At 73.4% G+C, this 13009-nt stretch carries 6 protein-coding genes; all 6 read right to left on the bottom strand.

Features of this window, described 5'->3' with window-relative positions; genetic code table 11:
* Positions 1 to 32 precede the first annotated feature (32 nt).
* Complete coding sequence (locus tag BEK98_RS29900) at positions 33 to 1787, bottom strand: acetyl/propionyl/methylcrotonyl-CoA carboxylase subunit alpha (RefSeq protein ID WP_094219842.1); 1755 nt, start codon at positions 1785 to 1787, stop codon at positions 33 to 35.
* Between the two features lie 17 nt (positions 1788 to 1804).
* Positions 1805 to 2005, bottom strand: a complete 201-nt coding sequence (locus BEK98_RS29895) for an acyl-CoA carboxylase subunit epsilon (RefSeq protein ID WP_094219818.1) — start codon at positions 2003 to 2005, stop codon at positions 1805 to 1807.
* A gap of 16 nt (positions 2006 to 2021) precedes the next feature.
* On the bottom strand, positions 2022 to 3632 hold the full coding sequence (locus BEK98_RS29890) for an acyl-CoA carboxylase subunit beta (protein ID WP_094219817.1): 1611 nt from the start codon (positions 3630 to 3632) through the stop codon (positions 2022 to 2024).
* Complete coding sequence (locus tag BEK98_RS29885; protein WP_094219816.1) at positions 3629 to 5059, bottom strand: FAD-dependent monooxygenase; 1431 nt, start codon at positions 5057 to 5059, stop codon at positions 3629 to 3631. Before BEK98_RS29885 ends, BEK98_RS29890 begins: the two co-directional genes overlap by 4 nt.
* Positions 5060 to 5090: 31 nt before the next feature.
* Positions 5091 to 10607 (bottom strand): type I polyketide synthase, encoded by a 5517-nt coding sequence (locus BEK98_RS29880; RefSeq protein ID WP_094219815.1) that lies wholly within the window; start codon positions 10605 to 10607, stop codon positions 5091 to 5093.
* Positions 10608 to 10651: 44 nt separating this feature from the next.
* A partial coding sequence (locus BEK98_RS29875) for an acyltransferase domain-containing protein (protein ID WP_143684179.1) occupies positions 10652 to 13009 on the bottom strand: 2358 nt, incomplete at its 5' end.

Here is a 13009-nt window from a genome sequence, read left to right as displayed (position 1 = left end):
TCCTTGGGGGCGCTCGGGTCTTCTGGCTGATCTCAGTCCTTGATCTCGCAGATGGCGGCGCCGGAGCTGACGGACGCGCCGACCTCCAGGCTCAGGCCCTTGACGGTGCCCGCCTTGTGGGCGTTGAGGGGCTGTTCCATCTTCATCGCTTCGAGCACGACGACCAGGTCGCCTTCCTTGACCTCCTGGCCCTCCTCGACCGCGACCTTGACGATCGTGCCCTGCATCGGGGAGGCGAGGGTGTCGCCGGAGGCCACCGGGCCGGACTTCCTGGCCGCGCGGCGCTTGGGCTTGGCGCCCGCCGCGAGGCCGGTGCGGGCCAGGGACATGCCCAGGGAGGCCGGGAGGGAGACCTCCAGGCGCTTGCCGCCGACCTCGACGACGACCGTCTCGCGGCCCGTCTCCTCCTCCGCCTCGGCCTCGGCCGGGGCGGCGAAGGGCTCGATCTCGTTGACGAACTCGGTCTCGATCCAGCGGGTGTGAACCGTGAACGGGTCCGAGGTGAACGCCGGGTCGGTGACCACCGCGCGGTGGAAGGGGATGGCGGTGGCCATGCCCTCGACCGTGAACTCGGCGAGTGCGCGGGCGGCGCGCTGGAGGGCCTGCTCGCGGGTGGCGCCGGTGACGATCAGCTTGGCCAGCAGGGAGTCCCAGGCCGGGCCGATGACCGAGCCCGACTCCACTCCCGCGTCCAGCCGGACACCCGGGCCGGAAGGCGGGTCGAACCGGGTGACCGTGCCCGGAGCGGGCAGGAACCCCCGCCCCGGATCCTCGCCGTTGATCCGGAACTCGAACGAATGCCCCCGCAACTCCGGGTCCCCGTAGCCCAGTTCCTCGCCGGCGGCGATCCGGAACATCTCCCGCACCAGGTCGATGCCGGCGACCTCCTCGGTGACCGGATGCTCCACCTGAAGGCGCGTGTTCACCTCCAGGAACGAGATCGTGCCGTCCTGCCCGACCAGGAACTCACACGTCCCCGCACCCACATACCCCGCCTCCCGCAGGATGGCCTTGGAGGCGCGGTACAGCTCGGCGACCTGCGCGTCCGACAGGAAGGGCGCCGGGGCCTCCTCGACCAGCTTCTGGTGCCGGCGCTGCAGCGAGCAGTCGCGCGTCGACACGACGACCACGTTGCCGTGCGTGTCGGCCAGGCACTGCGTCTCCACATGCCGTGGCCTGTCCAGATAGCGCTCGACGAAGCACTCACCGCGACCGAACGCGGCCACCGCCTCACGCACCGCCGACTCGTACAGCTCGGGCACCTCTTCCAGCGACCGGGCCACCTTCAGACCGCGCCCGCCACCACCGAACGCGGCCTTGATCGCGATCGGCAGCCCGTGCTCCTCGGCAAAGGCGACGACCTCGTCCGCACCGGACACCGGGTCCGGCGTACCGGCCACCAACGGAGCCCCGGCGCGCTGGGCGATGTGCCGCGCCGCGACCTTGTCCCCCAGATCCCGGATGGCCTGCGGCGGCGGCCCGATCCAGATCAGCCCCGCGTCCAGGACCGCCTGCGCGAACTCGGCGTTCTCCGACAGGAAGCCGTAACCGGGATGGACGGCATCCGCACCGGACTCCTCGGCGGCGGCCAGCACCTTGGCGATGTCCAGGTAACTGCTCGCCGGGGAGTCACCGCCCAGGGCGAACGCCTCATCCGCGGCGCGGACATGCAGAGCGTCCCGGTCCGGGTCGGCGTACACGGCCACGCTCGCGATCCCGGCGTCCCGGCAGGCGCGGGCCACGCGGACAGCGATTTCGCCCCGGTTGGCGATGAGCACCTTGCGCAGCCTGCTCCTCGGCACACTCATGACCCGAACCTCCACGACGCGGCAGGCGCCGGGTACGCGCGACCGCCCCGGCTCCAACTGGCCTCCTGCGACGAAGGCTTCGGCCCCTCGGCGGCAGCCGCGTGGCCGTGCTGCTGTCCGACCGACAGCAGCACGGCCAGCACCGCGGCCAGCTCCTCCTCGCTGGGATTTCCGTGCACGACTTTCACAGCGTTCATCTCTCCGCCTTCGTTCTCACGCCGGAAGGTTGCCGTGCTTGCGCGACGGCAGGTCGGCGTGTTTCGTCCGCAGCATGTCCAGGGAGCGGATCAGCACCTGTCGGGTGTCCCGCGGGTCGATCACGTCGTCGACGAGCCCGCGCTCGGCCGCGTAGTACGGGTGCATCAACTCCGTCCTGTACTCGTCGATCTTCTGGCGGCGCATCGTGTCGGGGTCGTCCGCGGCGTTGATCTCGCGGCGGAAGATCACGTTGGCCGCGCCCTCGGCGCCCATGACGGCGATCTCGTTCGACGGCCAGGCCAGGGCCACGTCCGTGCCGATGGAGCGGGAGTCCATCACGATGTACGCGCCACCGTAGGCCTTGCGTACGACCAGGGAGACCCGGGGGACCGTGGCGTTGCAGTACGCGTAGAGCAGTTTGGCGCCGTGCCGGATGATGCCGCCGTGCTCCTGGCCGACGCCGGGCAGGAAGCCGGGGACGTCCACCAGGGTGACCAGGGGGATGTTGAAGGAGTCGCACGTGGAGACGAAGCGGGCCGCCTTCTCGCTGGCGTGGATGTCGAGCACGCCGGCGAGGGAGGACGGCTGGTTGGCGACGATGCCGACCACGTGCCCGTCCAGGCGGGCCAGGGCGCACAGGATGTTGGTGGCCCAGGCCGCGTGGACCTCGAAGTACTCGCCGTCGTCGACGATCTCCTCGATCACGGCCCGCATGTCGTAGGCCTGGTTGGGGTCCTGCGGGACGAGGTCCAGCAGCGCGTCGTTGCGCCGGTCGACCGGGTCGGACGTCGGGGTCACCGGGGCGAGTTCACGGTTGTTGGCGGGGAGCAGCGACAGCAGGTAGCGGACCTCCTCCAGGCAGCTCTCCTCGTCGTCGTAGGCGAACTGCGCCACACCGGAGACCGAGGCGTGCACGTCGGCGCCGCCGAGGCCGTCCATCGTGACCGACTCGCCGGTCACCGTCTGCACCACGTCGGGCCCGGTGATGAACATCTGCGCGGTGTCGCGGACCATGAAGACGAAGTCGGTCAGGGCGGGGGAGTAGGCGGCGCCGCCCGCGCAGGGGCCGAGCATCACGCTGATCTGGGGGATGACACCGGAGTTGCGGGTGTTGCGGCGGAAGATGCCGCCGTATCCGGCGAGGGCGGTGACGCCTTCCTGGATGCGGGCGCCCGCGCCGTCGTTGAGGCTGACGAGCGGCGCCCCGGACGCCTCGGCGAGGTCCATCAGCTTGTGGATCTTGGCGGCGTGTGCCTCGCCCAGGGCGCCGCCGAAGACGCGGAAGTCATGGGCGTAGACGAAGACGGTCCGGCCGTGCACGGTGCCCCAGCCGGTCACGACGCCGTCGGACGGGTAGCGTTTTTCCTGCAGTCCGAAGCCCGTGGCGCGGTGCCGGCGCAGGGCCTCGATCTCCTGGAACGAGCCCTTGTCCAGCAGGAGTTCGATGCGTTCGTGGGCGGTCAGCTTGCCGCGGGCGTGCTGCCGCTCGGTGGCCCGCGGATCGGGACCCTGCCGCGCCGCCTGCTTCAGGGAGTGCAGTTCGTCGAGGCGTTCCTGGGTCGTCAAGGCATGCTCCTTCTCGGCGTGTCGTGCCGGATCCGGCACCAAGGCGGTCGGGCGGGTCATGCCGCGTTCTCGGCGAGCAGGCGTTCGGCGTGCTTCCAGTCGGCGGAGGTCGTGCCACTCGCGGCGACGTATCCGTCGGGACGCAGGAGTACGAAACCGGGGCCGCCGCGCTCGATGTGGCGGTGGCCGACCAGGCCGGGCCGCAGTGCGGCGAGGGCCAGCCCGCGCAGCTTCGTTCCGCGGTTTCCGCGGGTCACCAGCCGGTAGCGGTCGTCGACGACGGCCGGAGCGGACCAGTGGGGCGAGCGGGTGCCCGGACGCGGCAGTCCGCGCCCGCCCCGTCCGTCGGCGGGGTAGCGCACCCGCCAGCCGGCCAGCAGCGGCGCGAACCAACGGCGCAGCACGCCCAGGGACTCCAAGGTGGCCCAGCTCGTGTTGCGTGCCCGTGCGGCGGCCGGGCCCAGCGTGAACACCCGCAGGAACTGGTGGGTGTTGCGGACGATCTGCTCGGCGGCGGACCGGCGCTCGGTGGCGTAGCTGTCGAGCACCGCGGGGTCCAGCGTGCCGTCGATGACCCCGGCCAGCTTCCAGACCAGGTTGTGCACGTCCTGGAAACCGAGGTTGAGGCCCTGCCCACCCAGCGGGGAGTGGGTGTGGGCGGCGTCCCCGACCAGGAAGACGCGGCCGTCGCGCAGCCGTTCGGCGATCCGCTCCTGGCTGCTGAAGCTGTTGACGGTGTCGAGGGAGGCGACGCGCAGCCCACCTGGGCCGCGCTCGTCCAGGATCCGCTGCACGCCTTCCTCGGTGAGCGGGTGGCCGGCCGGGACGGCCCCGGAGACGCGCACCCGGTCGCCGGGCAGAGAGGCGAAGACCAACGACCCGGCGAGACCCAGGAAGTAGTGGACCGCGTCGTCCGCCGGCCGCCCGTCGATCCTGCCCTCGGCCAGCAGGAAGTTGACGGGGACCGGGCTGCCGGCGAAGTCGATGCCGAGCTGCTCACGGACCCGGCTGCGCACCCCGTCGGCGGCGATCAGCCAGTCGGCCTCGAGGTGCTTCACACCGTCCGGGCCGTGCGCCTCCACGGCCACGAGGTCGTCGTGGGGAATGGTGCTGGTGACCTCGACGCCGCGCTCCACCCGGCCGCCGAGCTGCTTGAGGCGGCGCTCCAACAGCTCGCAGGTGATCTCCTGAGGGAGCATCAACGGCTCGTTGCGCGTGCCCAGTTCGATCCTCAGGGTGCGGCCGCCGGCCAGGTGGTACTCGTTGGCGCGGATCCTGAGGCCCCGCCGCTCGGCCTCCTCCAGGATTCCCAGCTCGCGGAAGATCCGCAGGGTCGGCGCGTGCAACTGGACGGCGCGCGAACCGCGCTGCGGTCCGTCCTGTGCCTCCAGAAGGCGTGCGTGGATGCCGCGCTGCCAGAGCGCACAGGCGGCGGCGAGGCCGACCGGGCCGGCCCCCACGATCACCACTGTCGTCCTGCTCGTCATGTCGCTGTCGCCTCCGTTCGTTCCTGGGGGTTCACGCCGGTTCCCGGCTGGTGAGGGCGGCGAGCCAGGTGAGGACCGCCTCGGCCGTCGCGGGCGCGTGCTCCTCGATGATCGAGAAGTGGTCTCCGGGGACGCCCACGGTCTCGTGCTCCCGCTGCCACGACGGCCGCGGTGCTTCGGCCGGCGCGCCCGGCAGCGGGTCGGCCGGCCGGACCAGCAGGGTCGGGGCCTTGACCGGCGTGGGCCGCCAGCTGTCCAGCAGCCGCAGATAGCCGCCCATCGCGACCAGCGACGCCTCGTCGGCCGGCCCCAACTCGTCCAGCCTGCTTGCCATGCCGGCCAGGATCGAGGGGGTGGCGGCGCGCAGCCCCGGGTCGTCGGGCGCGTAGGTGTCCAGCAGGACGAGGGCCTCGGGGAACACCCCGGACGCCTCCAGCAGCCGGGCGGCCTCGTGGGCGACGATGCCGCCGGAGGAGTAGCCGACCAGCACGAACGGGCCGCCGTCCGCGCTGTTGTGCACCGCGCCCGCCGCCGCCTCGGCCAGGGCGTCCAGCGTCGCGGGCAGGCGTTCCTCCTGCCGGAAGCCGGGTAGGGCGAGGGCCAGTACGTCGCGCCGGCCGGCGAAGGGAGCGGCGAACCGGGCGTACTGGTGCGGGCCCGAGGTCGCCAGCACCGTCGGGAAGCACAGCAGCTTCGGCCCGGCCTGGCCCCGCGCGAGCCGCACCGGTCGCGGCAGGTCGTCCGGGCTCGGCACGGTGAACGAGTCCCGCTGCCGTGCCGCCCCCGCCAGTCGGTCCAGGGCGTCCGTGCCGTCGCCGACGGCGAACGCCGCCGTGAACCGGGCGGCCGGATCGTCGGCAGCGGTGTCTTCCCTGCCGTCTCCGGCGAGTTCCTCGGCCAGATGGCGGGCCAGTGCGTCCGGCGAGCGATGCTCCAGGATCGTCCGGGCCGACAGCTGGAGTCCGGTCGCCGTGTTGACGCGGTTGCGCAGGGCGACGGTCGTCACCGAGTCCATGCCCAGCTCCAGGAACTCGCGCCCGGCCACCACCGCGGCGGGATCGGTGTGCCCGAGGACCGCGGCGACCTCCGTGCGGACCAGGTCCAGCAGCAGTTCGCGGCGCCGAGCCGCGGGCAGTCCGGCCAGGCGGGCCGGCAGGCCGGGCGCGCCGCCCGCATCCGCGGAGTCCTTGCGGGCCTGCCGCACCTGGGCGATCTCGGAGACGAACGGGCTGGGCCGGGTGCCGTCGAAGACCCGCGTGAACCGGCCCCAGTCGACGTCGGCCAGCACGATCGACGCGGAGGGGAAGTCCAGGGCCCGCTCGAACGCGGCGGTCGCCGGTTCCGGGCGCAGCAGGGGCAGCCCGCGACGGCCCAGCCGCTCGCGGCGGGACTCCTCCAGCTCCCGGTCGGCCTCGTCGGCGGGCTCCTCCCGCCACACGCCCCACGCCTGGGCCAGCGCCGGCAGGCCCAGGGCACGACGGTGGGCGGCGAGCGCGTCCAGGTGCGCGTTGGCCGCGGCGTGCGCGGCGAGGCCGAGGCCGCCGCCGAACGTGGCGGTCACCGAGGAGAACAGCACGAACGCCGACAGGTCGGTTCCGCTGGTCAGTTCGTGCAGGTTCCGGGCGCCCAGCACCTTGGTGCGCAGCAGACGCTCCAGTTCCGGCAGGGTCAGGCTCTCCAGCGGGGTGTCCTCCAACAGCCCGGCCGTGTGCACCACGGCGGTCAGCGGCGCGTCCGGCGCGATGTCGGCCAACACCTCGGCGAGCGCCTCCCGGTCGGCCACGTCACACACGGCGACCGTCACCTCGGCGCCCAGTGCGGCCAGTTCGGCCTCGGTGGCGGCGATCAGTCCCGCGTCGGTGCCCGGCCCGGCCGTGAGCAACAGCCGCGGCCCGCCCGCTCCGGCCAGCAGCCGCGCGACGTGCGCGCCCGGGCCGGTGACCCCGTCGGTGACGAGCCAGGTGCCCCGCTCGGCGGCCAACTCCCGTACGGACGCGGGCGAGGAAGCCGGCACCAGTCGGCGTACGTATACGCCCGAGGGCCGTACGGCCGCCTGGTTCTCGCCGCCGTCCGCCGCGATCAGGGCGACCAGGCGGGACAGCGCCCGCTCGTCCGGCTCTTCGGGCAGGTCCACCAGACCGCCCCACGTCTGCGACGACTCCAGCGCCGCGACCTGCCCCAGCCCCCACACCTGGGCGCGCTCCGGCGCGGCGACCCGGTCGTCTTCCACGGCCCGGACCGCGCCGCTCGTCACGCTCCACAAGGGGGTCGCCACGTCGGCATCGGCCAGGGCCTGCAGCAGCAGAACCGTCCCCGCGAGTCCCGCGGACACCACCTCGTGCCCCCGCGGCGACAGCGGCAGCAGGGAGAGGACACCCGCGGGCCGCACGCCCTCCAGGGACTCGACCGCCTCGCCGATCCGCCGCGCGAGCCCCTCCCGGTCCGCGCCGTCCTCGACCGTGAGGGCGAGGGGACGCGCACCTGCCTGCGCCAGCAGTGCGGTGAGTCGGGAGGACAGACCGTCGGCCGCTGGATGCGCGGGCCGCACCACCAGCCACGACCCGGACAGCGCGGTCGCGGCGGGCTCGGCGGCGGGCCGCCACATCACCTGGTAGCGCCAGGAGTCCACGGCACCCAGCTCCCTGCTGTCCCGCCGCCACGAGGACAGCGCCGGCAGCAGTTCGGCGAGGGCCGAGGTGTCCGCCAGCCGCAGTGACGCGGCCAGGCCCTCCAGGTCGCCGCGTTCCACCGCGTCCCAGAAGGCGGCGTCCACCGCGTCGTCGTCACCTGCGCGGCCCGCGGCCGGTTCCACCCAGTAGCGCTGCCGCTGGAAGGGATAGGTGGGGAGCTCGACCGTGCGGCGCCCGGTGCCGAGCACCGTCTGCCAGTCGACCGGCAGTCCGCCCACGTATGCCTCCGCGAGCGAGGTGAGAAACCGCTTCAGGCCGCCGCTGCCGCGCCGCAGGGTGCCGGTCACCAGGGCATCGGTGCCGGCGTCCTCGACAGTCTCCGCCACCCCGAGCACCAGCACCGGGTGGGCGCTGGACTCGACGAACACGTCGTGGCCGTCGTCGAGGAGCCTGCGCACCACGGGCTCGAAGTCCACGGGGCGGCGGCAGTTCTCGAACCAGTAGTCGGCCGTCAGCTCGTCGCCCCGCAGGACCTCGCCGGTCACGGTCGAGTACAGCGGCACGCGCCCCTTGCGGGGACGTACGAAGGACAGCAGCTCGGCGATCCGGCCGCGCAGCCGGTCGACCTGCGGGGAGTGCGAGGCGACCGTGGCGGGAACGATCCGCGCCCGGACACCCCGTTCCGTCAGCGCCGCAACCAGTTCCTCCAGGGGCTCGGGAGCGCCGGCCACGGTCACCAGGCGGGGGCTGTTGACGCCCGCGACCGCCAGCCGGTCCCCGTAAGGCGCCAGCCACTCCTCGGCCTCGCGCCGGGACAGGGCGACGGACGCCACGGCGCCGCGCCCCACCAACTCGTCGGCGAACAGCTGCGAGCGCAGGACCACGATCCGTGCCGCGTCCTCCAGGGTGAGCGCGCCGGAGACGCACGCGGCCGCGATCTCGCCCTGCGAGTGGCCCACCACCGCGTCCGGCTCCACTCCGTGGTGCCGCCACAGCTCCGCGAGCGACACCATCACCGAGAACAGAACCGGCTGCACGACCTCGATCCGCTCCAGCGACGGCGCACCCGGGCGCTCCCGCAGAACCTCCTCGACCGACCAGCCGACATGAGCGCCGACGGCGGCGTCACAGGCGCGCAGCCGCTCGGCGAACACCGGCGCCGAGTCCAGCAGTTCCACCGCCATCCCGGCCCACTGCGAGCCCTGCCCGGGGAACACGAACACGGTCTTCCCGCGGTCCTTCGCCACACCGGTGACGAGTTGCGCGCCCGCCTCGCCACGGGACAGGGCCGCCAGGCCGGCGACCAGTTCACCCGTGTCCGAGCCGAGGACCACCGCCCGCTGCTCCAGGGCCGAGCGGGTCACCACGAGCGAGTGGCCCACGTCCGCGGGCGAAAGCTCGGGGCGGGAGCGCACGTGGGCGCGCAACCGGGCCGCCTGGGCGCGCAAGGCAGCCTCACCACGGGCCGACAGTATGTACGGCACCACCTCCGGGTCCGCCGACGCGGGTTCCCCGGCGGGCTCGGCGGGCAGCCCCTGTTCGAGCACCACATGGGCGTTGGTGCCGCTCATGCCGAACGCGGAGACACCCGCCCGGCGCACCCGGCCGGTCTCTGGCCAGGCCCGCTGCTCGGTCAGCAGCTCGACGGCGCCCGCGTCCCAGTCGACGAACGGTGAGGGCTCGTCGGCGTGCAGGGTGCGCGGCAGCAGGCCGTGCTCCATCGCCTTGACCATCTTGATGACCCCGACGACGCCGGCCGCGGCCAGCGTGTGACCGACGTTCGACTTCAGTGAGCCCAGCAGCAGAGGCCGCTCCACGTCCCGGCCCTGGCCGTAGGTCGCCAGCAACGCCTGCGCTTCGATGGGGTCGCCGAGCCGGGTGCCGGTGCCGTGCGCCTCGACGGCGTCCACGTCGTCGGGGGCGAGGCCCGCCGAGGCGAGGGCGGCGCGGATGACGCGCTGCTGGGAGGGACCGCTGGGAGCGGTGAGGCCGTTGCTGGCGCCGTCCTGGTTGACGGCGCTGCCCCGGACCACCGCGAGCACCCGGTGCCCGTTGCGGCGGGCGTCCGACAACCGCTCCACCACCAGCACCCCGACCCCCTCGGCGAAGCCGGTGCCGTCGGCTCCGGCGCCGAACGCCTTGCAGCGTCCGTCGGGCGAGAAGCCGCGCTGCCGGCTGAAGTCCACGAAGCCGGTCGGCGTGGCCATCACGGTGACCCCACCGACCAGCGCCAGTGAGCACTCGTCGCGACGCAGCGCCTGCGCGGCCAGGTGCAACGCCACCAGCGAGGAGGAGCAGGCGGAGTCGACCGTGACCGCAGGGCCCTCCAGACCGAACAGGTACGCCACACGCCCCGACAGGACGCTGGTCGCGGACCCCGTCATCCGGTAGGCCTCGATCTCCTCCGGCGCCGAGGTCAGCAGCACCTGGTAGTCGGAGGTGACACAGCCCGCGAACACGCCCGTGTCGCTGCCGCGCAGGCCCGCCGGATCGATCCCGGCCCGCTCCAGGGCCTCCCAGGACGACTCCAGGAACAACCGCTGCTGGGGGTCCATGGCAAGGGCCTCACGCGGGGAGATCCCGAAGAACCCGGCGTCGAACTCGGCGGCGTCGTAGAGGAATCCGCCCCGCCGGGTGTACGACTTGCCGGGCCGGTCCGGCTCGGGGTCGTACAGGCCGTCCACGTCCCAGCCGCGGTCGGAGGGGAACTCGGAGATCGCGTCGGTGCCGCTCGCCACCAGTGTCCACAGGTCCTCGGGGGAGCGGACCCCGCCGGGGAGCCGGCAGCTCATGCCGACGACGGCGAGGGGCTCGTTCCACGACTCCTCGGCCTGCTTGAGCCGCTGCCGGGACTCGCGCAGCTCGACCGTCACCCGCTTCAGATACTCCCGGAGCTTCTTCTCGTCAGACTCAGACATCGTGTTCCTCGCTGGTTCAGGGGGGTGGTGATCGTCCGGAGGGGTCAGGCCGAGCCGAGTTCGGAGTCGATGAGGTCGAACAGGTCGTCGCCGTCGGCGTCATCGAGCCGGTTCGCCAGGTCGTCGCCGCCCGCGGCGGTCGTGGCCGGGACGTCCAGCCGGGCCAGCAGCTCCTGCAGCCGGGCGGCGGCCCGCTCCCGCACACCGGCGTCGTCGGCGGCCGCCAGGGCCGCGTCGATCCGGTCGAGTTCACCGTCCACGTCGACGGCGGCCGTGTCCCGGCCGAGTTCCTCCACCAGATGCGCCGCGAGGGACACCGGCGTCGGGTGGTCGAACGCCAGCGTCGCGGGCAACGTCAGCCCCGTCGCCGCGGCCAGCCTGTTGCGCAGGGTCACGGCGGCCAGGGAGTCGAACCCCAGGTCCTTGAGCTGCCGGCGGGGCTCGACGGCGTCCTTGCCGCCGTACTGCAGCACTTCGGCGATCTCGGCGCGCACCAGGTCCAGGACCCGGCGCTCCCGGTCGGCGGGGGAGAGGGCGGCCAGGGCGGTGGACAGGTCCTCGACCGGTTCCGTCCGCACCGGGGACTCCGCCTCGCTCCCGGGCGCGGTCGGTGCGATGTGCCGGCGCCGCCAGGCCGAGAGCACCGGCAGCACCTCGCCCAGCGCCTGCTCCCGCGCGCCGAGTTCCGTCGCCAGCGACCGCAGGTCCTCCTGCTCGACCGCGGACCAGAACCGCGCCTCCACCGAGCCGGCCGCCGGCGCGGCGACGGCCGGGGCCGCCTCCATCCAGAAGCGGCGCCGCTGGAACGGATACGTCGGCAGTTCCACCGTCCGTGGACCCGAACCGGCGTACACCGCACGCCAGTCCACGTCCGCGCCCCGCACATGGGCGGTGGCGACGGCGGCAGTGAACGTCTCGGCCTGCGGACGGCCGCGGCGCAGGGCCGGCACCAGCGCGACCGCCTCCGGCCGCTCGGCCATCGACTCCTGCGCCAGCGCGGTCAGTACGGCGTCCGGGCCCAGCTCCACGAAGGTCGTCACGCCGGCCTCGACGAGCGCGGTGAACCCGTCGTGGAAGCGGACCGCCTCCCGGACGTGACGCACCCAGTACTCCGGCGAGCACAGCTCCTCCGGCTCGGCCGGGCGGCCGTACAGGTTAGACACCACCGGGATCTGCGGTTCGCGCGGGGACAGCCCGGCCACCACCGACCTGAACTCCTCCAGCATCGGCTCCATGAGGGGTGAGTGGAAGGCGTGGCTGACCCGCAGCCGGCGTGTCTTGACGCCGCGTGCCGCGAGTTCGTCGTCGACGGCGGCGACGGCGGTCTCGGTGCCCGAGATCACCGTGGAGGCGGGCCCGTTGACGGCCGCGATGCCCACCTCGTGTTCACGACCGGCCAGCAGGGACGCGACCTCCTCCTCGCCGGTGAGTGCGGAGAGCATCGCGCCGCCGGGCGGCAGCGCCTGCATCAGCCGGCCGCGGGCAGCCACCAGACTGCACGCGTCCGCCAGCGAGAACACCCCGGCCACATGAGCGGCCACCACCTCGCCGATCGAATGCCCCATCAGATGCCCGGGACGCAGCCCCCACGACTCGGCGAGCCGGAACAGCGCCACCTCGACCGCGAACAGGGCGGTCTGCGTGTACAGCGTCTCGTCGAGCAGCGCGGCTTCCGCCGAGCCCTCCGCCGCGAACACGACCTCCATGAGCGGCCGGTCCAGGTGCCGGTCGAAGGCCGCGCAGACCGTGTCCAGCGTCTCGGCGAACACCGGGTACGCCTCGTACAGTTCGCGGCCCATGCCGGGCCGCTGGCTGCCCTGGCCGGTGAACAGGAACGCCGGGGCGCCGCCGCCGTCGCTCTCCCCGTGCGGCCCCCGGACGAGCGTCGGCGCGGAGCCGCCGTTCGCGAGCGCCTCCAGGCCCCGCAGCAGCCCGTCCTCGTCGGCCGCCGTGACCACCGCGCGCACGTCGAGCCGCGCCCGCGTGGTCGCCAGTGAGAATCCGAGGGCGCGGCCCGATTCCGTGGCCAGCACCCCCGCCAGCCGTTCGGCCTGTGCGGCCAGCGCCGAGGAGGAGCGGGCCGACAGCGGCAGCACGGTGACCGGCAGCGGAGCCTGCTCCGGCTCGGGTTCGGTCTCCTCGACGGGTGGTGCTTGTTCGAGAATGACGTGGGCGTTGGTGCCGCTGATGCCGAAGGAGGAGACGGCGGCGCGGCGGGGGCGGCCCGTGTCGGGCCACTGTTGTGTTTGGTCGAGGAGGCGGACGGCACCGGTGTCCCAGTCGACGAGCGGCGAAGGCTCGTCGGCGTGCAGGGTCTGGGGGAGGACCCCGTGTTGCATGGCTTTGACCATTTTGATGACGCCGGCGGCTCCGGCGGCGGCTTGGGTGTGGCCGATGTTGGA

Origin of the sequence: Streptomyces diastatochromogenes (assembly GCF_002242805.1) — a bacterium.
Taxonomy (GTDB): Bacteria; Actinomycetota; Actinomycetes; order Streptomycetales; family Streptomycetaceae; genus Streptomyces; species Streptomyces diastatochromogenes.
The sequence above is the reverse complement of the archived record's forward strand: the minus strand, read 5'-3'. Positions and strand labels throughout refer to the sequence as shown.

Bases quoted from the DNA above. Each gene is read 5' to 3' on its own strand.
- BEK98_RS29885 (WP_094219816.1), bottom strand. From the start codon at position 5,059: ATGACGAGCAGGACGACAGTGGTGATCGTGGGGGCCGGCCCGGTCGGC.
- BEK98_RS29895 (WP_094219818.1), bottom strand. From the start codon at position 2,005: ATGAACGCTGTGAAAGTCGTGCACGGAAATCCCAGCGAGGAGGAGCTG.
- BEK98_RS29890 (WP_094219817.1), bottom strand. From the start codon at position 3,632: ATGACCCGCCCGACCGCCTTGGTGCCGGATCCGGCACGACACGCCGAG.
- BEK98_RS29880 (WP_094219815.1), bottom strand. From the start codon at position 10,607: ATGTCTGAGTCTGACGAGAAGAAGCTCCGGGAGTATCTGAAGCGGGTG.